The 21951-nt window shown below is 66.5% G+C and carries 20 protein-coding genes; 11 read left to right on the forward strand and 9 right to left on the reverse strand.

The window, feature by feature from the left end; all coding sequences use genetic code 11:
• Both BLQ70_RS26065 and BLQ70_RS24290 read right to left on the reverse strand, forming a co-directional pair.
• A partial coding sequence (locus BLQ70_RS26065; protein ID WP_280140844.1) for a DNA translocase FtsK occupies window positions 1-1745 on the reverse strand: 1745 nt, incomplete at its 3' end.
• Between the two features lie 171 nt (window positions 1746-1916).
• The gene (locus tag BLQ70_RS24290; RefSeq protein WP_082617320.1) at window positions 1917-2573 is read right to left on the reverse strand and encodes a helix-turn-helix domain-containing protein; all 657 of its coding nucleotides are present in this window, start codon (window positions 2571-2573) and stop codon (window positions 1917-1919) included.
• A 200-nt stretch (window positions 2574-2773) separates the two neighbouring features.
• Between BLQ70_RS24290 and BLQ70_RS24295 the strand changes: the two genes are divergently transcribed.
• Entirely contained in the window at window positions 2774-3247 is a 474-nt protein-coding gene (locus tag BLQ70_RS24295; protein WP_091862613.1) for a hypothetical protein, read from the forward strand.
• 27 nt (window positions 3248-3274) lie between these two features.
• Here BLQ70_RS24295 and BLQ70_RS24300 read toward each other — a convergent pair whose 3' ends face one another.
• The 6 genes from BLQ70_RS24300 to BLQ70_RS24325 form a co-directional block, all read right to left on the reverse strand.
• Window positions 3275-3994 carry a ribonuclease activity regulator RraA gene (locus BLQ70_RS24300; RefSeq protein WP_091862616.1) on the reverse strand — a complete coding sequence of 240 codons (720 nt, stop codon included), beginning with the start codon at window positions 3992-3994 and terminating at the stop codon, window positions 3275-3277.
• A gap of 132 nt (window positions 3995-4126) precedes the next feature.
• Window positions 4127-5044 (reverse strand): dihydrodipicolinate synthase family protein, encoded by a 918-nt coding sequence (locus BLQ70_RS24305; RefSeq protein ID WP_091862619.1) that lies wholly within the window; start codon window positions 5042-5044, stop codon window positions 4127-4129.
• A 31-nt stretch (window positions 5045-5075) separates the two neighbouring features.
• Window positions 5076-6587 carry a tripartite tricarboxylate transporter permease gene (locus tag BLQ70_RS24310; protein ID WP_091862622.1) on the reverse strand — a complete coding sequence of 504 codons (1512 nt, stop codon included), beginning with the start codon at window positions 6585-6587 and terminating at the stop codon, window positions 5076-5078.
• An 18-nt stretch (window positions 6588-6605) separates the two neighbouring features.
• On the reverse strand, window positions 6606-7094 hold the full coding sequence (locus BLQ70_RS24315; RefSeq protein ID WP_091862625.1) for a tripartite tricarboxylate transporter TctB family protein: 489 nt from the start codon (window positions 7092-7094) through the stop codon (window positions 6606-6608).
• A gap of 129 nt (window positions 7095-7223) precedes the next feature.
• A complete protein-coding gene (locus BLQ70_RS24320) occupies window positions 7224-8219 on the reverse strand; it encodes a Bug family tripartite tricarboxylate transporter substrate binding protein (RefSeq protein WP_061966553.1) in 996 nt (331 codons plus the stop codon).
• 69 nt (window positions 8220-8288) lie between these two features.
• Window positions 8289-9323, reverse strand: a complete 1035-nt coding sequence (locus BLQ70_RS24325; protein WP_061966554.1) for a 4-hydroxythreonine-4-phosphate dehydrogenase PdxA — start codon at window positions 9321-9323, stop codon at window positions 8289-8291.
• Window positions 9324-9473: 150 nt separating this feature from the next.
• Here BLQ70_RS24325 and BLQ70_RS24330 point away from each other — a divergent pair, with 150 nt between their 5' ends.
• The 9 genes from BLQ70_RS24330 (at window position 9474) to BLQ70_RS24370 (ending at window position 20198) form a co-directional block, all read left to right on the forward strand.
• Entirely contained in the window at window positions 9474-10880 is a 1407-nt protein-coding gene (locus BLQ70_RS24330; protein WP_091862628.1) for a flagellar biosynthesis protein FlgA, read from the forward strand.
• 52 nt (window positions 10881-10932) lie between these two features.
• The gene (locus BLQ70_RS24335; protein ID WP_061966556.1) at window positions 10933-11598 is read left to right on the forward strand and encodes a GntR family transcriptional regulator; all 666 of its coding nucleotides are present in this window, start codon (window positions 10933-10935) and stop codon (window positions 11596-11598) included.
• Between the two features lie 281 nt (window positions 11599-11879).
• Window positions 11880-13472 (forward strand): ABC transporter substrate-binding protein, encoded by a 1593-nt coding sequence (locus BLQ70_RS24340; protein WP_061966557.1) that lies wholly within the window; start codon window positions 11880-11882, stop codon window positions 13470-13472.
• Between the two features lie 163 nt (window positions 13473-13635).
• Window positions 13636-15252 (forward strand): ABC transporter substrate-binding protein, encoded by a 1617-nt coding sequence (locus BLQ70_RS24345; protein ID WP_091862632.1) that lies wholly within the window; start codon window positions 13636-13638, stop codon window positions 15250-15252.
• Between the two features lie 94 nt (window positions 15253-15346).
• Window positions 15347-16171, forward strand: coding sequence for a M55 family metallopeptidase (locus tag BLQ70_RS24350; RefSeq protein ID WP_061966559.1), 825 nt, complete (start codon window positions 15347-15349; stop codon window positions 16169-16171).
• A 63-nt stretch (window positions 16172-16234) separates the two neighbouring features.
• The gene (locus BLQ70_RS24355; protein ID WP_061966560.1) at window positions 16235-17245 is read left to right on the forward strand and encodes an ABC transporter permease subunit; all 1011 of its coding nucleotides are present in this window, start codon (window positions 16235-16237) and stop codon (window positions 17243-17245) included.
• 40 nt (window positions 17246-17285) lie between these two features.
• On the forward strand, window positions 17286-18194 hold the full coding sequence (locus tag BLQ70_RS24360; RefSeq protein WP_091862636.1) for an ABC transporter permease subunit: 909 nt from the start codon (window positions 17286-17288) through the stop codon (window positions 18192-18194).
• 4 nt (window positions 18195-18198) lie between these two features.
• Window positions 18199-19221, forward strand: a complete 1023-nt coding sequence (locus tag BLQ70_RS24365; protein ID WP_091862639.1) for an ABC transporter ATP-binding protein — start codon at window positions 18199-18201, stop codon at window positions 19219-19221.
• A complete protein-coding gene (locus tag BLQ70_RS24370; RefSeq protein ID WP_091862644.1) occupies window positions 19218-20198 on the forward strand; it encodes a peptide ABC transporter ATP-binding protein in 981 nt (326 codons plus the stop codon). Before BLQ70_RS24365 ends, BLQ70_RS24370 begins: the two co-directional genes overlap by 4 nt.
• A 42-nt stretch (window positions 20199-20240) precedes the next feature.
• Here the strand turns inward: BLQ70_RS24370 and BLQ70_RS24375 are convergent, their stop codons facing one another.
• A complete protein-coding gene (locus BLQ70_RS24375; RefSeq protein WP_091862647.1) occupies window positions 20241-20987 on the reverse strand; it encodes a glycerophosphodiester phosphodiesterase family protein in 747 nt (248 codons plus the stop codon).
• Between the two features lie 120 nt (window positions 20988-21107).
• On the opposite strand from BLQ70_RS24375, the gene BLQ70_RS24380 reads away from it, so the two are divergent.
• Window positions 21108-21947, forward strand: a complete 840-nt coding sequence (locus BLQ70_RS24380) for a MurR/RpiR family transcriptional regulator (RefSeq protein WP_170843517.1) — start codon at window positions 21108-21110, stop codon at window positions 21945-21947.
• Window positions 21948-21951 lie beyond the last annotated feature (4 nt).

Here is a 21951-nt window from a genome sequence, read left to right on the forward strand (position 1 = left end):
CGCACCGAGAGCTTCGACATCTTCTTGTAGCGCTCCTCCATCTCGCGCACCGCCCATTTCAGGGCGACGACCGCCTTCTTGGGATCGGTGACGACCGGGGTGAGCAGATGCGGGATGCCGTCATAGACGGAGAGTTCGAGCATCTTGGGATCGACCATGATCAGGCGGCACTCCTCCGGCTTCAGCCGGTAGAGGATCGACAGGATCATGGTGTTGATGGCGACCGACTTGCCCGAGCCGGTGGTGCCGGCGACGAGCAGATGGGGCATGCGGGCGAGATCGGCGATGACCGGTTCGCCGCCGATGGTCTTGCCGAGGCAGAGCGCGAGCTTGTGCTTGGTCGCCTCGAAATCCTGGCTGGCGAGGAGTTCGCGCAGGAAAACGGTCTCGCGGCGGGTGTTGGGCAGTTCGATGCCGATCGCGTTCTTGCCCTGAACCACCGCAACGCGCGCCGAGACCGCGCTCATCGAACGCGCGATGTCGTCGGCGAGGGAGATCACCCGGGAGCTCTTGATGCCGGGGGCCGGCTCCAGTTCATAGAGGGTCACGACCGGGCCGGGACAGGCCTGGACGATCTCGCCACGGATATTGAAGTCCTCCAGCACGCCTTCGAGCAGGCCGGCATTCTGCTGGAGCGTCTCGACCGGCAGTCTCTCATCCTGCGTCGGCGGCGGCTCGGCGAGGAACTCGATCGGCGGCAACTGGAAGCCGGCATCCTGCACCACCGGCAACTCGACAAGGCGGAGCTTGGCCCTGAAGGGCGTGACCTTGGCGGGCTGGGCCACAGATTCAGGTTCAGGGCGCGCAGGTTCCGGTTGGGCGGGCTGGGGCTGAACCGGTTTGGATGGAACAGGCTTGGGCTCGACCGCAGGTCGCGTGCTGCGCGCCAGCGGCACGCCGGGCTTCGCTACAGGCACAGTTTCTTCCGGGGCCGGAGCCTCGTCCTCGACCGCAACCGTTTCCGCGGCCGGGGCCTGCCAGGAGGGCGTCGCGATCTGGAAGCTCACCTGATAGCTCTGCCCCCAGCCGAAGCCGGACCAGGCGGGCGCGACCACCGGAGCAGTCACCGCGATCGGCGTCGCTTCACGCTTCGCGACCCGCGGCTCTTCCTCGAAGGCGATGACCGGGGCATGGGCCAGCGCTTCCGCCGGCATCGGCAGAGAGACGGGCTCGAAGGAGAACTCGGCGTCGTCGCGCTCGGCCTCGGGCACGCATTCCCAGAAGGCATGATCCGAGATGAAATCGAGCGGCGTCGCAACGTCCTGCTCCGGGACGACAACAATCTCCGCAGGAGCCTCGAACGCCATCTCGTCGGTGAAGGCGTTCTCGCCCTCGTTGAACGTCAGCTCGACGGAGACCGTTTCATCCGTTGCCGGTTCGGGCGCCGTCTCGGTACCGGGCGCTCCCCAGACCTGCCGGATCAGATGATCCGGCGTGCGCCAGAAGCGGACGCGGCTCTCGCCCGGAGCGGGAGCGTTCGGGGACATGGCGATGTCGAGGGCCTGGCCCAGAACCGGGGAAGCGGCCAGCTCCTGCTCGGCCTGCGCAAGCTTGCGCTGGGCGTCCGTGGAGCGCGAGGGCCTGACATAGGTCGGCCAGAGGCTGGAGGATGATCCCCCCTGCCGAATCGACTCGGCCGCAGGGGCTTCCGGCGTCGCGGACGACGCGCCCTCCTGTGGCTGAACGAAGCGATTATCCTCGGGAACGACGGCGTTCGCGCGGCGGTGACGATCCAGTTTATGCATGGGCTTAGGCGAACACTACGCTTCGTTAACCTGAGCCCCAGTGCTAGCCCGGCAGGGTTAAGAGACCGTTCAGATCGAGCGCGCAGGGGCAGGCAGGATCAACACGGCGACGGCGATCATCAGCGCCCTGGCCCTGAGAACCGCGCCATCTCGTATCGCGCGCGGCAGCCCTCAGGCCGCGACGGCGCTCATCCGCGCAGCGTTCATCACGCGCACGCCGCCAGGGACGATCAGGATGGTCTTTTCGCGGGCGAGGCGGGTGAAGGTGCGGCTCACCGTTTCGATGGTCAGGCCGAGGAAATCGGCGATGTCCTGCCGCGTCATCGGCAGCGGCACCGTGACCGACGGCTTGCCGAGGCGCGCCCAGCGCTGCTGCATGCCGAGCAGGAAGCAGATCAGCTTCTCCTCGGCCGTGCGCCGGCCGAGGAGCATCATCTGTTCATGGGCAAGCGTCAGCTCATGCGTCGCGAACTCGTGCAATCGCTTGAGCAGATGCGGCTTGGCATCGACCAGCGCGGTATAGGCGCCGCGCGCGAAGGCGCAGACCGCGACATCGCCGATGGCATCGGCCGAGAAGCCGTAGGCATCGCGCATCGCAAGGCCCAGAAAATCGCCCGGCAGCGCGAAACCGACCACCTGCCGGCGACCGTCGGAGAGCAGCTTGTAGAGGCGCACGACGCCGGCCGTGACGTTGTAGACGGAATGCGCCTCGCGGCCTTGCGTGAACAGCGTCGCGCCGGAGGCGAAATGCGTGGGATGCGCCAGGGATTCGAGCAGCGCCAGCTCGTCATCCGTCAGGGACGCACAGACGCTGACCAGCCGCACCATGCAGCTGCGGCAGCCGCCATCGCCGCAGGCCGTGGGGTGACAGTTCACGATCGCACCTTCCTGATCATCGGCAGACCATACCGCATGGGCTTGAGCCCACAAAGCGCGCTTCTGGTCGCAAGCCGCCGATTTGATCCAGATCAATGCGCCCTTGCCGGCCCGGCAATCACGGTACGCCCTCGAAACCCCGGAGAGCGTTCGTGACTGGCGATGATATCTTCGAGGTCGCGCGCATCGCGCCGGCGGGCGCCGACACGGTCTTCAGCCTCGTCGCCATGCTGCATCCGGAGGTGACCCCGGAGGGCTGGGCCGCCTTCGTGCGCGACAATTCGCAGGATGGCGCGCGGCCGCGCGGCGTCTTCGCGTTGCGCGACGCGCGGGCCATGCCGCATGCCGTCTTCACCTTCCGCGTCGCGCAGACGATCGCGGGCGGCACGGCGCTGGAGATCTCGGAACTGGCAATGATGAGGCTGCCGGGCACCTGCCTGGTCGATGCGTTGCTGCGCTTCGCCAACCAGCTCGCGATCGAGCTCGACCTGCCCCGAATCGCGATCTCGCTGGAGCGCTCGGCGGCCTGGGCGCAGGACCATGACGCTTTCCAGCGCTCGGGCTTCCAAGTCGACCGGATGATGGTGCTCGGCCGGGCGCGACTGGCGCCGACGGCCTGCAATTGACCTGCCTCAATCGGGTATCAGCCCGACTTAGCGACCGTTGGCCTTCCGCCACGTCGCGAAATCGGTCTTGGTCTGCTCCTCAGTCGCCGGGTAGAGGCCGAGGATCGAGCGGCCCTTCAGCACCTCCTCGGTGACGAAATCTTCGAAGGCGGTCATCTCGACCGCCTCCGCCGCGACCTCGTCGGCGAGATGGGCGGGGATAACGATGACGCCCTCGGCATCGCCGACCACGACATCGCCCGGGAAGACCGCGACGTCGCCGCAGCCGATCGGCACGTTGATATCGATCGCCTGATGCAGGGTCAGGTTGGTCGGGGAGGACGGGCGGTTGTGATAGGTCGGGAACGGCAATCCCGCGATCTCGTAGGAATCGCGGAAGCCGCCATCGGTGACGACGCCGGCAACGCCGCGCTTCATCAGGCGCGAGACCAGGATACCCCCGGCGGAAGCCGCACGCGGGTCCTTGCGGCTGTCGATCACCATCACGGCGCCGGGCGGGCAATCCTCGACCGCCTTGCGCTGCGGATGGGCACGATCCTGGAAGACGGAGAGCGGGTTCAGGTCCTCGCGCGCCGGGATGTAGCGGAGCGTGAAGGCCTCGCCGACCATGGTGCCGGCGCCGGGATTGAGCGGGCGGACATCCTGGATGAACTGGTTGCGCAGGCCGCGCTTGAACAGCGCCGTGCAGAGCGTGGCGACGGAGACCGTGCGCAGCTTCTCGCGGGTTTCCGGCTTGAGACTGGGCATGCGTTCACCTTCTCCGTCCATGGCTCCCGCCGGGTGGCAGGTGGCAAGGAGGTTCCCGCGATCCGACCCGCTTTGTAAAGGCAGAGCAGGGCGCGAAAAACGCAACCCCGCTCCTGCCCTCGGGGATATCGCTTACTTGCCCCAGCGCAGCGCCAGCGGATCGAGCTCGCGGGCCAGCTCGATCAGGCCTTCGCGGGTCTTCGGATGCAGCGGGGTCAGGGGATGGCGCACGGCCTCCGACCGGATCACGCCGCCTTCCTTCATCACCGCCTTGGCCGAGCGCAGGCCGCACTGCCGGTTCTCGTAATTGATGATCGGCAGGACGCGAGCATAGAGCGCTGCCGCCTGCTTGCGGTCTCCGGCCGCGTGGGCCGCGAGGATCGGCTTGATCAGGTCCGGGATCATCGCCGAGGTCATCGTGCCGGTGGCGCCGGCATCGAGATCGGCCATCAGCGTGATCGCCTCCTCGCCGTCGAAGGGGCCGACCACGGCGTCGCCGCCCGCCTCGATCAGCGCGCGCAGCTTGCCCGCCGTGCCCGGCACCTCGATCTTGAAGTAGCGGACGAGCGGAACCTCCTTCGCCAGCCGGATCATGAAGGGTACCGTCATGGTCACGCCGGAAAGCGGCGCGTCCTGGAGGATGATCGGGATGCCGCAGGCATCCGCCACCGCCTTGAAATGCTCGATCATGCCCTGCTCGTCGGCCTTGAGCAGCGCGCCGTGATAGGGCGGCATCATCATCAGCATCTTGGCGCCGGCGTCCGCTGCGGCCTTGGCGCGGGCGGCGGCGATGCGCGTCGCGAAATGCGAGGTCGTGACGACGACCGGCACGCGGCCGGCGACCTGCTCCAGCGAGAGCCGCATCACCTGATCGCGCTCCTCGTCGGTGAGCAGGAACTGCTCCGAGAAATTGGCGAGGATGCAGATGCCGTCGACGCCCTGGTCGACCATCAGGTCCATGACGCGCCTGTTGCCCTCGATATCGAGGTCGCCGTTGTCGTGGAAGATGGTCGGCGCGATCGGCAGGATGCCCTTGTAGGGTTCGGTCATGGCGTCATCTCAGGTGGCGGGCAGGACGGGTTCAGACAGTGCTGGCGGCCTTGGCGCCGCGCAAGCGGCGCGCGGCGCTGCCGACGGCCGGCAGCACCAGCAGGGCGAGACCGATCGCCATCAGCGTCGAGACCAGCGGGTTCGACCAGAAGATCGAAAGGGAGCCCTGGCTGAAGATCATCGACTGGCGGAAGGCGTCCTCGGCCTTGTCGCCGATGACCATGGCCAGCACCAGCGGCGCGATCGGGTAGTCGAGCTTCTTGAAGAGATAGCCGACGAGGCCGAAGACCAGCGCGAGCCAGATGTCGAATTCCTTGCTCGCGGCGGTGAAGGCGCCGATGAAGCAGATCACCACGATGACCGGCCCGATGATCGAGAAGGGAATGCGCAGGATCGAGGCGAAGAGCGGCACCGTCGCCAGCACGATCACCACCGCCACGACATTGCCGAGATACATCGAGGCGATCAGGCCCCAGACGAAATCGGGCCGGTCGGTAAACAGCGTCGGGCCGGGGTTGAGGCCCCAGATCATCAGCCCGCCCATCATCACCGCAGCCGTCGCGGAACCGGGAATGCCGAGCGCCAGCATCGGCAGCATGGCCGCGGAACCGGCGGCATGGTCCGCCGTCTCGGGCGCGATCACGCCCTCGGGCTCGCCCTTGCCGAATTTGGCGGGGTTGCGCGAGGAGCGCTTGGCCATGGCGTAGCTCATGAAGGAGGCGGCGGTCGGCCCGCCCGGCGTGATGCCCATCCAGATGCCGATCAGCGATGAACGCAGCAGGGCCAGCCAGTAGCGCGGCAGCTTGGCGGCGGTGCGCAGCACGTCACCGATGCGCACCTTGGCGGCGACGCCCTCGAATTTCAGCCCCTCCTCCATCGTCAGCAGCAATTCGCCGATGCCGAACAGGCCGATGACGGCGATCAGGAAGCTGACGCCGGCGAGCAGCACATCGAATTCGAAGGTGAGGCGGACATTGCCGGAAACCGAGTCCATGCCGATGGTCGCCAGTGCGAAGCCCATCGCCATCGAGACGACCGTCTTGAAGGGCGAGGCGCCGCCGAGCCCGATGAAGCTGGCGAAGGTCATGAAATAGACGGCGAAATATTCGGGCGAGGAGAAGCGCAGCGCAAAATTCGCGACCCATCCGGAGAGCAGCGTGATCAGGATGACGCCGGCCATGGCGCCGAAGCCGGCCGAGAGGAAGGCGAAGGAAAGCGCTTCCGTCGCCTTGCCCTGCTTGGCCATCGGATGGCCGTCGAAGGTGGTCGCGACCGATGAGGGTTCGCCGGGGATGTTGAACAGGATCGAGGTGGTCGAGCCGCCGAAGAGCGCACCCCAGTAGAGCGAGGTCAAAAGGATGATCGCCGAGACCGGGTCCATCGAGAAGGTCAGCGGCAGCAGCAGCGAGACGCCGTTGGGCGCGCCGAGACCCGGCAGCACGCCGACGAGGACGCCGAGCAGGACGCCCGCCATCATCAGCAGGACATGGTGCGTGGTGAGCGCGACCGAGAAGCCGTGCATCAGGTTGGCGACGTTATCCATGCTGATATCCCCGCCGTCTCAGAGGCCGATGAGCGGCTCGATCGGGCCCTTCAGCAGGCCGATCTGGAAGAATTTCTCGAGGGCGAAATAGAAGAAGGCCGCCATCACGAAAGCGGTCGCGAGACTCTGGAACCAGCCGTAGCCGCCCTGGAAGCGCATCGCGAAGACGAGATAGAGGATCGTCGCGACATACATGCCGAGCGTTACGCTCAGCACGACGAAGGCGACGAGCGGCAGCAGGAAGGACAGCACCCGCTTGCCGCGCTCGGCATCGAGGAAGGCCTCGGCGAGCGCCGCCCTGCCTACGACGCGTTGGCTGAGCGTGACCGCGATCGTGCCGAGGCTCGCCAGTGCGATCAGCGCCCCCGCATAGAAGGGAAAGGCGCCGGGCTGCGGACCGGAGCTGTCCCAGCCGATGCCGAATTCGAGCGAGCCCTTCACGATGACGAGCCCGAAGACGAGCGTCAGGATCGCGGTCCCGATCTCGGCCCAGAAGCGGGTGATCATGCGGTGGGTTCTCCCTTTCAGGGCTTGCACGTCATGGCCGGGCTTGACCCGGCCATCTCGGAAACCAGCCGTCTCGTCATGGGATTCCCGGGTCGGCGCGCCGCGCCGCCCGGGAATGACGATCCCACCTTACTTCGCGACCCAGCCTTCGTTCTCGAAGACCTTCTTGTTTGCCGCCTCGTCCTTGGCGACGAAATCGGCGAGTTCCTTGCCCTTCATGAACTTGCCGGTCTGGGCGGTGCGCGTCACGAATTCCTGCCATTCGGGGGTCTTGGAGACCTTCTCCAGCAGGCCGGCATAATAGGTCACGGCATCGGCCGGGACGTCGGCCGGCAGCCAGACGGTGCGCGGCATCTGGAAGGTCTCCAGCGGCAGGCCCGCCTCCTTGCAGGTCGGGATATCGCCCCAGCCCTTGCCGTCATGAACGGGTTCGCCCTTGGCGAGGCGCACCGGCGAGAAGACGCAGAGCGGCTTGACCTGCCCGGCCTTCCACTGGCCGATATTCTCGTTGGGGTTGTTGGTGTTGGAATCGATATGGCCGCCGGCGAGCTGCACGGCCGCGGCGCTGCCGCCCTGGAACGGGATGTAGATCCACTTCACGCCGGCGGCGTCCTGGATCATCGAGGTCAGGGTCTGGTCGGTGTCCTTCGATTGGCTGCCGCCCATCTTGAAGCCCATCGGCTTGGCCTTGACCGCCTCGAGATAGCTCTTGGCGTCGGCATAGGGGGCATCGCCCTTGACCCAGAGCAGGAACTCGTCGAGCGCCAGCGCCGCGACCGGCGTCAGGTCCGTGAACTTGTAGCCGAGCTTGGCGACATAGGGCAGCAGATAGGCATTGTTGGTGCCGAAGATGACGCGGTTCGGATCGCCCTTGGCGCTCTTGCCGTAGACATAGCCTTCGGCGCCGGAGCCGCCGCCCTTGTTCACCACCACGATGGGCTGCTCGGTGAACTTGTGCTTGGTGATGATCGACTGGATGATCCGAGCGAAATTGTCGGTGCCGCCGCCGGCGCCCGAGGTCACGACGAACTCGATCGGCTTGGTCGGTTCCCAGGCCTGGGCGGCACCGATGCCGCCGAAGGCAACCGCGCCGGCAAGCGCAGCCGAAATAGCAATGGTCTTCATGGTTTCTCTCCCTGTGAGCTGGAATTGACGGGCCGCTCTTGGCGGCGGCCTTGACATGGACAGGCGGGATCAGGCAGCGGCGCGGGTCTTTTCCTTGCCATCCTGGGCCATCTTGATGGCGAGCGAGAGCGCGGCGCGCGTCGCGCCGAGATTGGCGACGCCCTTGCCGGCAATCTCATAGGCCGTGCCATGGGCCGGCGTGCAGATCGGGAAGGGGAAGCCGCCGATCAGGGTGACGCCACGGTCGAAGCCGATCAGCTTCATCGCGATCTGGCCCTGATCGTGATACATCGTCAGGACAGCGTCGAAATCGCCGTTCTTCGCGCGCAGGAACACCGTATCCGACGGGAACGGCCCCTCGACGGTGAAGCCCTTGGCCTTGGCCGCCTTCACCGCCGGCTCGATCGTCTCGATCTCGTCGCGGCCGAAATTGCCGCCATCGCCGGCATGAGGATTGATGCCCGCGACCGCGATGCGCGGCGGGTTGAAGCCGGCGGCGCGCAGATTGGCATCGGCCAGCGTCAGGGCGCGCAGGATGCGCTCCTGCGTGATGTTCTGAGCCACTTCCGAGAGCGGGATGTGCGAGGTGACGCGGGCGTTCCAGAGCTTGTCGAGGATGTTGAACTCGCTCGCGGCGCCTTCGAAGCCGATCGCGTCGCGCACGAAGCGGATTTCGTCGTCATAGCCGGGATAGGCGAAGCGCATCGCCGCCTTGTTGAAGGGCGTGAAGAACACCGCATCGGCCTGGCCGGAGGCGGCGAATTGCAGCGCGCGGCGGAAATTCTCGGTCGCAGCCTTGCCGCCGGCGAGCGTCGCGGTGCCGCGCTTGAGATCGGCGGGGTCGTGATTGCCGAGATCGATAAAGGCGGGCTTGTCGCCAAGCGGCACGGCGTCACCGTCCTTGACGACCTGGACCTGCGGATCGACGCCGCCGTCCTTGATGCCGAGATCGAGCAGCCGCTTGTCGCCGAAGACGACATAGCGGGCAGCGCCGCGCAGGTCGGCCTCCGACAGGATGCGGGCCGTCAATTCGGGACTGATGCCGGAGGGATCGCCCATCGCAACGGCGATCACCGGCAAGGCGTCATTCGTCCGCTCACTCATGGCCGCAACTCCGCTGCCTGTCCGTTCGTCTGGCCCGTTGGCTAACACAGGCAGCCCGGCCACTCAAGTATGCTGTATGCAGCATATCCAGATTGCTGTACCAAGCAGGAAGATGCAGGCGCGGATTGCGGCCGCGCCGAAGGAGGGCCGATGAATTTTCATGCGCATTACGCCGGGATCGCGGAGCCGGTCGAAACCTGCCTGGTCGGCAGCGGCAGCTTCGGGCGCAGCTATCTCGCGCAGTCGCGCCGGACGCGGCTGGTCAATGCGCGCATCGCGGTCGACGTCACCGCCGAGGCGGCCGCACGCGCCTTCGCCGCGGCCGGTTTCGAGCCGGGCGAGATCGCGCTGTGCGCGACCGGCGCCGAGGCCAGGACCGCATGGAACGCCGGCAAGTGCATCGCCGCGGCGAGCCTCGACGTCGTCATGGAATTGCCCTTCGCGCTTCTCGTCGAGGCCACCGGGAGCCCCGAGGCAGCCACACGGCACAGCCTCGCCGCGATCGACGCCGGCCGCCATGTCGCGCTGGTCTCGAAGGAGGCCGACAGCGTCGTGGGTCCCGGGCTGGCGCGGCTCGCCCGCGACAAGCGCGTCGTGGTGACGCCGGTCGACGGCGACCAGCCGAGCCTACTGATCGCGCTGGCGAGCTGGGCCGAGGTCATCGGCCTCGAGATCATCGCAGTCGGCAAGTCGAGCGAATACGATTTCGTGCTCGATGCCGCGACCGGCGACGTCACCTGCAATGGCGTGACCCGTTCGCTGCCGGCGCTGCGCGAGCACTGGCTGCCGGGCTCGCGCTCGATCGTGACCAATGCCGCCGAGCGCGCGCGCATCCTCGGCGAGGCTTTCCCGCTGCGGGCCGTGCCCGATCTCTGCGAGATGACGCTCGTCGCCAATGCGCTGGATTTCTCGGCCGATGCCGCCGGCTTCCACGCGCCGCCGGCCCGCGTGCCGGAGCTCGCCGATCTCTTCGCGGAGCGCAGCGAAGGCGGCCTGATGGGCGGCACGCGCCGGATCGACGTCTTCCATCATCTGCGGCTCAAGGAAGAAGCGAGCTTCGCCGGCGGCGTCTTCATCGTCGTGCGCTGCGACAATGACGAGACCTGGGAGATGCTCGCCGGCAAGGGCCATGTCGTCAGCCGCAGCGGCAGGACGGCTGCGCTCTACCTGCCGCGCCATCTGCTCGGCGTCGAGGTCGCGACCTCCATCCTCGATGCCGCCGGCCTCGGACGCTCCGGCTATGGCGACGGTTACCGCCCGCGGCAGGATCTCGTCGCCGTGGCGCAGCGCGATCTCGCCGCCGGGACGGTGCTCGCGATGGGCGGGCATCATCACAGCATCGACAATGTCGGCGCCGAAGTGAGGCCGGCGATGGCGCTGGCAGCCGAGCGCGCCGCCCCGTTCTACCTGATCGCCGACCGGACGCTCGTTCGCCCGGTCAAGGCCGGCGCAGCGATCCGCCTCGGCGATGTCGCGATCCCCGAAGATTCCGGGTTGCTGGCGATGCGCCGGCGGCAGGACGCGCTGTTTGCCGCCGGAAACGACGTGCCGGTTTGACAGCGCGGAAGCCGCATGCCGTAACGGAGAGGCCGGAAACACGGGAGCAACGATGAGCGAGACGGCGGCCGACTATATCCCGATCACGCGGCGGACCCTCCATGACGAGGTGCTGGAGCGCGTGCGCGACATGATCATCGAAGGGCGCCTCGCCCCCGGCCAGCGCATCAACGAAGGCCAGGTCGGCGCCCAGCTCGGCGTGTCGCGGACGCCATTGCGCGAGGCGATCAAGACTCTCGCCAGCGAGGGGCTGGTCGAGATCCTGCCGGCCAAGGGCGCGATCGTCCGGAAATTCTCGGCGCGGGACCTCGCCGACATCCTCGAAGTCATCAAGAGCCTGGAGCAGCTCGGCGGTCGGATCGCCTGTGCGCAGGCCAGCGACGCCACGGTCGAAGCGATCCACACGCTGCACCGGGACATGCTGGCACTCTACGCGACGCGCGACCGGCTCGACTATTTCAAGCTCAATCAGGCGATCCACAGCGCCATCGTCGCCGCCTCCGGCAATGCGGTGCTGGCCGAGATGCACACCACGCTGCAATCGCGGATCAAGCGGCTGCGCTTCGTCGGCAACGAAGGCCCCGAAAAATGGGCCGGAGCGGTCGCCGAGCATGAGGACATGATGGCGGCGCTGCTCAGGCGCGACGGCGACGCCCTGGCCGAGGCGATCGGCCGCCATATGGACACGACGCTGGTGCGGGTGCGCGAAGTCCTCTGAAGGCCTGCCCGAACACCGGGCCTGTCCGGAACCCATAGACTTTCGAATAAGCGTCCGACGGCAACACAAGCTCTCTCGCGCCGGCCGGAATCCGTTCCGACACAATCGTTTACCCTCACCTTGGAGCCGGCATTCGAGCCCTCCGAGACGGCTATCCGCGCTCTCCTTCTTTGAATAAGCTGTAGACAAGGCGGCCCGGGGACTTCCGCCCCAGGAGCTTCCGATACAACGGGGCCGTTTGCCGCCCTCGCGAGGGCGGAAAGGCGTTCAAGGAGACACCCATGAAGACGATTCTGTTGGCGACGCTGTCGGCCGCCGCGCTGATGGCCGCGCAACCGCTGATGGCCAAGACGCTGGTCTATTGCTCCGAGGGCAGTCCCGAGAATTTCGCGCCGAGCGTCAACACCACCGGCACGTCCTTCGATGCGAACACCCAGATCTACGACACGATCGTCCAGTTCGAGCGTGGCGGCACCAAGGTCCAGCCGGCCCTTGCCGAGAAATGGGATATCTCGCCGGATGGCCTGACCTACACCTTCCACCTGCGCAAGAACGTCAAGTGGCAGTCCAACAAGAGCTTCAAGCCGACGCGCGACTTCAATGCCGACGACATCATCTTCATGATCGAGCGGCAGTGGAAGGAGAACCATCCGTTCTTCAAGGTGACGAGCTCGAACCACTCCTATTTCAACGACATGGGCATGCCCAAGCTGCTGAAATCGGTCGAGAAGGTCGATGACTACACCGTCAAGTTCACGCTGAACCAGCCGGAAGCACCGTTCCTTGCCGACCTCGCCATGCAATATGCCAGCGTGCAGTCGAAGGAATATGCCGATGCGATGCTGAAGGCGGGCACGCCCGAGAAGCTCGACCAGGACCCGATCGGCACCGGCCCGTTCTATCTCGTGCAATACCAGAAGGACGCGATCATCCGCTACAAGGCCAATCCCGACTATTGGGCCGGCAAGGCCAAGATCGACGACCTGATCTTCGCGATCACGCCGGACGCCTCGGTGCGCTGGGCCAAGCTGCAGAAGGGCGAATGCCATGTCATGCCCTATCCGAACCCGGCCGATCTCGACGCGATCAGGAAGGACGCCAATGTCGAGATCCTCGAGCAGCCCGGCCTGAACATCGGCTATCTCGCTTACAACACCACCAAGAAGCCGTTCGACGACGTCAAGGTGCGCCACGCCGTCAACAAGGCGATCAACAAGCAGGCGATCATCGACGCGGTCTATCTCTCCAGCGGCGTCGCGGCGATCAACCCGATCCCGCCGACCATGTGGTCCTATAACGAGACGATCAAGGACGACCCCTATGATCCGGAGGCGGCCAAGAAGGAGCTGGCCGAGGCCGGCTATCCGAACGGGCTGGAGATCGACCTCTGGGCCATGCCGGTGCAGCGCCCCTACAACCCCAACGCCAAGCGCATCGCCGAACTGATGCAGGCCGATCTCGCCAAGGTCGGCGTCAAGGCCGAGATCAAGAGCTTCGAATGGGGCGAGTACCGCAAGCGCCTGCAGGCGGGCGAGCACCAGACCGGCATGTTCGGCTGGACCGGCGACAACGGCGACCCGGACAACTTCCTGCACACGCTGCTGGGCTGCGACGCGGCCAAGAACAACGGCGGCAACGTCGCGAAGTTCTGCTACAAGCCCTTCGACGACCTGGTCGTGAAGGCGAAGACGGTCACCGACCAGGCCGAGCGCGAGAAGCTCTACCGGCAGGCGCAGGTGATCTTCAAGGAACAGTCGCCGTGGTTCACCATTGCCCACGCCGTGCAGTTGAAGCCCGTCCGCAAGGAAGTGAAGGACTTCAAGCTCTCGCCGTTCGGCCGCCACACCTTCTACGGCGTCGACATCGGCAAGTGACCCTCCGCATCAACCGCGCCACATCGTGGCGCGGTTGATGCTTGCCAGTTGATGCTTGCCAAGTGACGCGGCCCCGCCGGACCGCGTTCCGGGAGGTGGAGACGATGGGGCACGACGCCCCGCGCCCGATCCGCCTCTCCTGCCTGTCCCGAGAGAGATGCCCATGCCCGTTCGTGCCCGTTCTCTTGCCCTGACGCTGGGGCTGAGCGCCCTTCTGCTGCCCGCCGTCGCCAGCGCCCAGGCGCTCGTCGTCTGCTCCGAGGCCAGCCCCGATTACCTGAACCCGCAATTCAGCGGACAGAACACCGCCTATGACGTGGCGGCACAGATCTATGAGCGGCTGACCGCGACGGAGCGCGGAGGATCGCAGATCATCCCCAGCCTCGCCGAGTCCTGGACGATTTCCGATGACGGGCTGACCTACACGTTCAAGCTGCGCAAGGGCGTGAAGTGGCACGCCAACAAGAGCTTCACGCCGACGCGGGACTTCAACGCCGACGACGTGATCTTCTCGTTCGGCCGGATGTTCGACGAGAAGAATCCTTTCCACAAAGTCGGCAGCGGCAATTTCGGCTTCTTCGCCGAGATCGTGAAGCCGAGCCTGAAGGCGATCGAGAAGGTCGACGACTACACGGTCAAGCTGACACTGACCAAGCCGAACTCGCCGCTGCTCTCGGCGCTCTCGGTCGAGCCGATGTCGATCCTTTCGGCTGAGTACGCGGCTGCGATGCTGAAGGCCGGCACGCCCGAGCAGATCGATTTCGTGCCGATCGGCACCGGGCCGTTCTCACTCACCTCCTATCAGAAGGACGCCGTCATCCGCTTCAAGGCGGTGCCGGATCACTGGACCAAGGCGGTCGGCAACCGCGACCGCATGGCGCTGGTCAACGACCTGATCTTCGTGATCACGCCGGACGCCTCGGTGCGCTTCGCCAAGGTGCGCTCGGGCGAGTGCCAGATCGCGCGCTATCCCAATCCCGGCGACCTGCCGGCGATGAAGGCGGAAGCCTCGATCAACCTCCTGCAGGGCAGCATCGCCGACCAGAGCTTCCTCGCCTTCAACCAGCAGAAGAAGCCTTTCGGCGACAAGCGCGTGCGCGAGGCGCTGGCCTATGCGACTAACATCCCCGCGATCATCGACGCGGTCTATCAGGGCACCGGCAAGATCGCTGCGGCGGCCGTGCCGCCCTCGCTCTGGTCGCATGATGCGGATCTGAAGCCGCGCCCCTACGATCCCGAGAAGGCCAAGGCGCTGCTGAAGGAGGCGGGTCTCGCCGACGGCTTCGAGACGACGCTCTGGGCCATTCCGGTCGTGCGCGCCTATATGCCGAACGGCCGGCGTGCGGCCGAGCTGATCCAGGCCGACTGGGCCAAGATCGGCGTCAAGGCGACGATCCAGACCTACGAATGGGGCGAGTATCTCAAGCGCGGCCGCGCCGGCGACCATGAGGTCGGCATGTTCGGCTATACCTGGGACTATCCCGATCCGAGCCAGATCCTGCTTTCGGGCTGGACCTGCGAAGGCGTGAAGAGCGGCGCCAACCGCTCGCGCTGGTGCAACCAGGAGGCCTCGGACGCGCTGGCCAAGGCCAGCACCATCACCGACCAGGGCGAGCGCACAAAGCTCTACAAGCGCTTCCAGGAGCTGTTCCACGAGGATGTCGCGGGCCTGCTCTTCGCCAATGCGCAGGCGTTCACGCCGGTGCGCAAGGAAGTGAAGGACTACAAGATCCACTTCTTCGGCGGACAGCCCTTCTACGGCGTCTCCATCGCCAAGTAATCCTGCCCCCTCTCGCCGCGGCAGCCCACGCTGCCGCGGTCGACCGCCTGCGCGCTCATGCGAGCGGCGCAGGGCCTCCCCGGAGCTCATCGCCATGCGCATCTACATTTCCGCCGACATCGAAGGCATCGCCGGCGTCGTCACCCGCGATCAGACCCTCGTGGAGGGCTTCGAATACCAGGCCGCCCGGATCTGGATGACCGACAGCGTCACCGCCGCGGCACGGGCCGCCTATGCCAGCGGCGCCAGCGAGGTCGTCATCGCCGACAGCCATGGCAGAGGGCAGAACCTGCTGCTCGAGCGGCTGCCGCGCGAGGTTCAGCTCGTCCGGGCCCATCCGCGGCCGCTCTCGATGATGCAGGGCATCGAGGCCGGCAGCTATGACGGCGCGCTCTTCATCGGCTACCATACGGGAGCGACCAATCCCGAAGGCGTGCTGGCCCATACCTTCCGCAGCGCCTGCCTGCGCGAGGTCAGGGTCAACGGCGTCGCCGTTCCGGAGGCCGGCATCAATGCCGCCATCGCCGGGCATTTCGACGTGCCGGTCCTGCTCGTCAGCGGCGACGACGCCACCATCGCCGAGACGAAGGGGTTCCTGCCCGATATCGAGGGCGTGACGGTGAAATGGGCGCATAGCCGCCAGTCCGCCCGCACGCTGATGCCGGAAGCCTCTTACGAGCTGATCGCGGAGGGTGTGAAGCGCGCCATCGCGCGGCGGGCCGCGATCAAGCCCTATCGCATCGCCGGGCCGGTCACGCTCGATATCAACTTCCTGTTCCGGCAGCCGGTCGAGTATCTCGCCATGCTGAAGGCCGTGGAGCGGCTCGACGCCTTCACGATCCGCTATGTCGCGGACGACATCCTTGATCTCCAGCGCTTTTTGGTGTTTGCGCTGGGCTACAGCTCGACATTGCAATAAATCCAAACGACCTGCCGGCGTGCGACGATCGCTTCCGCGCCGGCCAAGAACATCGGCACAACCATGCTGCGCTTCATCTTCACCCGGCTGAGCCTGGTCATCCCGACCTTCATCGGCATCACGCTGCTGGCCTTCTTCCTCGTCCGCCTCGTCCCCGGCGACCCGATCGAGACCATGGCCGGCGAACGCGGCATCGACGCCGCCCGCCACGCCCAGCTCCTGACCGAATACGGCCTCGACCGGCCGCTGCTCGTCCAGTACGGCAAATATATCGAGCGCGTCGTCCAGGGCGATCTCGGCAAGTCGATCGTCACCCGCGAGAACGTGCTGACCGAATTCGGCCAGCTCTTCCCGGCGACGATCGAGCTCGCGATCTGCGCCATCCTGATCGCGCTGATCGTCGGGCTACCGGCCGGCATCATCGCGGCGGTGAAGCGAAACTCGATCTTCGACCACGGCGTGATGGGGATATCGCTGACCGGCTATTCGATGCCGATCTTCTGGTGGGGCCTGCTGCTGATCCTGCTGTTCTCGGTGCAGCTCGGCATCACGCCGGTCTCGGGCCGCATCGCGGTGCAGTATTTCATCGAGCCGGTGACCGGCTTCCTGACCGTCGACAGCCTGCTCGCCGGGGATATCGACGCCTTCTGGTCGGCTCTGTCGCATCTCGTCCTGCCGGCGATCGTGCTCGGCACCGTGCCGCTGGCCGTCATCGCCCGCATGACCCGCTCGGCGATGCTGGAGGTGCTGGGCGAGGACTATATCCGCACCGCCCGCGCCAAGGGCATGGCGCCGATCCGGGTCGTGGCCATGCATGCGCTGCGCAACGCCCTGATCCCGATCGTCACCGTCATCGGCCTGCAGGTCGGCGCGCTCTTCACCGGCGCGATCCTGACCGAGACGATCTTCTCCTGGCCCGGCGTCGGCAAATGGCTGATCGAGGCGATCAGCCGGCGCGACTACCCGGTCCTGCAAGGCGGCACGCTGATGCTCGGCGTCGTGGTGATGAGCGTCAACCTCTTCGTCGACCTGCTCTACGGCCTGATCAACCCGCGCATCAGGCACGCAAGATGAACCGTCATTTCTCCCTTCGCTCCCGTCGGAGCCTCGCCGCATGAGCACCCAAACCCTCAACGCCCCGACTGCTGCGCCCAGCGCTGCGCCGCCGCATCCCGTCCGCGAGTTCTGGACCTATTTCAGTGCCAATCGCGGCGCCGTCGCCGGCCTGGTCGTCATCGTGCTGGTGCTGCTCTGCGCGCTGTTCGCGCCCCTGATCGCGCCGCATGAGCCGAACCTGACCAACAACGCGGTCTTCCTGAAGCCGCCGTTCTGGCAGGAGGGCGGCTCGCTCTCCTATCCGCTCGGCACCGATGCGATCGGCCGCGACATCCTCTCGCGCCTGCTTTTCGGCGCGCGGCTTTCGCTGGTGATCGGCATCGCGGTCGTGGCGCTCGCCATCGTCGTCGGCATCGTGCTCGGCCTGATCGCCGGCTATTTCAAGGGCATCGCCGATATCGCGATCATGCGGCTGATGGACATCCTGATGACGATGCCGAGCCTGCTGCTCGCCATCGTCATCGTCGCCATTCTCGGCCCCGGCCTGATGAACGCGATGCTTGCGGTGGCCATCGTCGTGCTGCCGCATTACGTGCGCATCACCCGTGCCGCCGTCATTGCCGAGGCGAGCAAGGACTATGTCGTCGCCGCCCAGGTCTCGGGCGCGCAGACGATCCGCCTGATGTTCTCCGAGATCCTGCCGAACTGCGCCGCGCCGCTGATCGTGCAGGCGACGCTCGGCGTCTCCACCGCGATCCTCGATGCCGCCGCACTGGGCTTCCTCGGCCTCGGCGCCCAGCCGCCGACACCGGAATGGGGCACGATGCTGGCGGACGCCCGCGAATTCGTGCTGCGCGCCTGGTGGGTCGTCACCTTCCCGGGCCTCGCCATCCTCATCACCGTGCTCGCCTTCAACCTGCTCGGTGACGGCCTGCGCGATGCGCTCGACCCCAAGCTGAAGCGCTGATCCCATGCCCCTGCTCGAAATCGAAAACCTCAGCGTCGAATTCCCGACCTCCCAGGGAACCTTGCGCGCCGTCGACCGCATCGACCTCACCCTCGAAGAGGGCGAGGTGCTCGGCGTCGTCGGCGAATCCGGCTCCGGCAAGAGCGTGACCATGCTCGCGCTGATGGGCCTGGTCGGCTATCCCGGCCGCGTCCGCGCCGACAAGCTGCGCTTCGATGGCCGCGATCTCCTGACCATGTCCGCCCGCGAGCGCCGCCAGCTCACCGGCAAGGACGTGGCGATGATCTTCCAGGAGCCAAGCACCAGCCTGAACCCCTGCTTCACCATCGGCTTCCAGCTTGCCGAGACGCTCAGGAAGCACGAGGGCATGGATAACAAGGCGGCCAAGCGCCGCTCGATCGAATTGCTCGAGCAGGTCGGCATCCCCGCGCCGGAAAGCCGCCTCAAGGCCTTCCCGCACCAGATGTCCGGCGGCATGAACCAGCGCGTGATGATCGCGATGGCGATCGCCTGCAATCCGCGCCTGCTGATCGCCGACGAGCCGACGACCGCGCTCGACGTCACCATCCAGGCGCAGATCCTCGACCTGCTGATGTCGCTGCAGCGCGAACGCAACATGGCGCTCGTGCTCATCACCCACAATATGGGCGTCGTCGCCGAGACGGCGCAGCGCATCATGGTGATGTATGCCGGGCAGATCATGGAGGAGCGCAAGGTCGACGCGCTCTTCGCCAACCCGCAGCACCCCTATTCCGCCGCCCTGCTCGCCGCCCTCCCGGAGCGCAGCGAGCATGCGACCCGCCTTGCAACCATCCCCGGCATGGTGCCCGGCCTGAACGACCGGCCGAAAGGCTGCCTGTTCTCGCCGCGCTGCGCCTACGCGACCGATCATTCGCGCAACATCCAGCCGGAGCTGCGGGATTGGGCGGACGGGCGCGTACGTTGCCATTATCCGCTCGGCGATCCCCAGCGCGACGCTGCGCGTGCCCGCGACGAAGCCGGCCAGGCGACGGAGGCCGCGCGATGACCAACCCCGTGATCGAAGCGCGCGAGCTGACGCAGATCTATCCGGTCAAGCAGGGGCTCTTCCGCGCCCCGGCACAGTTGCAGGCGGTCAACAAGGTCTCCTTCGCGGTCGAGGCCGGGCGCACGCTCGCCGTTGTCGGCGAATCCGGCTGCGGAAAGTCGACGCTGGCGCGCATGGCGACGCTGATCGAGGCACCGACCTCCGGCGCGCTGACGCTGGACGGGGTCGATGCCGTCTCGCCGCCGGCCAGCGAGCGCCGGCGCCTGCGCCGCACCGTGCAGTTCGTCTTCCAGAACCCCTATGGCTCGCTCAATCCGCGCAAGAAGGTCGGGACGATCCTGGAGGAGCCGCTCAAGATCAACACCGACCTCTCGCCGGCCGAGCGCACCGAAAAGGCGCGCGCGATGATGGCCAAGGTCGGCCTTCGTCCCGAGCATTATGCCCGCTATCCGCACATGTTCTCAGGCGGCCAGCGCCAGCGCATCGCGATCGCCCGCGCGCTGATCCTGTCGCCGAAAGTCGTGGTGGCGGACGAGCCGGTCTCGGCACTGGACATCTCGATCCAGGCGCAGGTGCTGAACCTGCTCGCCGATCTGCAGGACGAGCTGAAGCTCGCCTATCTCTTCATCTCGCACGATCTCAGCGTCGTCCGCCACATCGCCCATGACGTGATGGTGATGTATCTCGGCAATGCCATCGAGCACGGGCCGAAGGAGCGCATCTACGCCCGCCCCTTGCATCCCTATACGCAGGCGCTGCTCGCCTCGACGCCGCGCGTCGATGCTGGCAAGCGCGAGCGCATCATCCTGCGCGGCGAATTGCCCTCCCCGCTCAACCCGCCGAAGGGCTGCGTATTCTCGACCCGCTGCCCCCACGTCACCGAACGCTGCCGGGTCGAACGGCCGGAGAAGCGCGAAGTCGATGGCCGGCAGGTCGCCTGTCACTATGCCGAGGATTTCCTCGCCAAGGCGGCGTGATCGAGGGCGGAGGCTTCGAGCGGCCCGCCCAACATCGGATCGCTAGCCGCAGATCTCGCGCCGGACAGCGATGGCGATGTCCGGCCGGTCGGTCGTGAAGGCGCTCACGCCGTCCGAAAAGGCCTTGCGGATCGCCGGCTCGTCATGGGCGCCGTAATAGCCCAGCGTCACCGCCTCGCCGCGGCAGGCCTCGCCATCGCCATCCTGTGCCTGGGCTATACGGATGGCGATCTCGCGCACACCGGCCGCGCGCGCCTCGCGGCAAAGCTTGCGCAGATCCCGCGTGGGTGATGCCAGCAGCTTGTCGGCGACGAGCCAGATCGTCGGCCTGTCCGGCACGAGACGCAGGAGTTCTGCGAGCGTCGGCAGGTCGAAGGAGGTGAAGGTCGTCCTGTCGAGCAGGCGCCTTTCCCGCAGTCGCGCGACGACCTGCGCCTCGATCCCGGGATAGCGCCCGCCGCCCTGCCGCGTCTTCAATTCGATGCGCAGCCTGATGCCGCTCGGTTCGAGGATATCGAGGATCTCATCGAAGTTCGGGACGGTTTCGTCGTCGGTGCCGATCAGCTCCACGGCCTGAAGCTCCGCCCAGTCCATCTCGCCGACCGCCCCGGAGCCAGACGCCGTCCGGCCGAGCAGGGGATCGTGATGGACGAGCAGAACGCCGTCGCGGCTGCGGTGGATATCGAACTCGATGAAATCCACCGGGAGAACCGCGGAATTGCGGAAAGCGAGGCGGCTGTTCTCGGGCCAGATTTTGGCCCCGCCGCGATGTGAGGCGATGTCCGTCATATCCCTGTCACCGTCCGGAGAGATGTCTGCTTATGCAACATAAATTGCCGATGAGCGAGTCTGCAATTTAACTTGCATATCGCTGCAAGGCTCCGTTACGCTGCCTTCATGGGAGACACGATGAACCTGACGGAGATCATCGCGGCGCGCCGGGACGAGCTGACCGAGTCGGACCGGCGACTGGTCGAGGTTCTCCTGGCCAATCGCACCGCAGGCAGCTTCCTGCCGTCGCACAAGGTTGCTGAACAGGCCGGCGTGCACGCCTCGACCGCCGGCCGCCTCGCCCGCAAGCTCGGCTTCGCCTCCTATCGCGAGATGCGCGGAGCGCTGCAGGACACCGTCGTGGCCGATCTCGACGCTTCGGTGCGCGTGCAGCGCCGGCTCGACCGGGTTCGCGGCGATTCCCTGCTCGGCTCGGTCGTCGAAGGCGAAATCCGCGCCCTCGGTAACCTGGTCAACCAGATCACCGATGCCGAGATCGTCGCGGCGGCTGGGATGATCAGGCAGGCCGGGCGCATCCTCGTCGTGGGCGAGGGTCATGCCAGCAGTCTCGCCGACATGTTCGTGCGACGCCTCGTCAGGTCCGGCTACCGCGCGGCGGTCGTCGCCCATGCCGACTGGCAGGCGGCCGACCAGTTGCTCGGCCTCGCCGCCGGCGACGTCGTCGTCTCCATGATCTTCCGCCACGAAAGTCCGGGGGCGGCACGATTGGTGTCCTGCGCCCGCGAGATCGGCGCCGCCACGCTGCTGATCACCGACCGGCGCACCGGCGTCCCCGTCTGCGACAGGCAACTCGTCGCCGCCCGCGGCGAACAGGGCGAGTTTCATTCGCTGACCGTGCCGATGGCGATCTGCAACACGCTGATCCTGGAATTGTCACGCACCGACCAAGGCCGCTCGCTGAAGACGCTCGCGAAAGTCGAAACGCTGCAACGCCTGTTTCGCGGCAAGCCCGGATAGGGCT

It is taken from the genome of Allobosea robiniae (assembly GCF_900102525.1).
GTDB lineage: Bacteria > Pseudomonadota > Alphaproteobacteria > Rhizobiales > Beijerinckiaceae > Allobosea > Allobosea robiniae.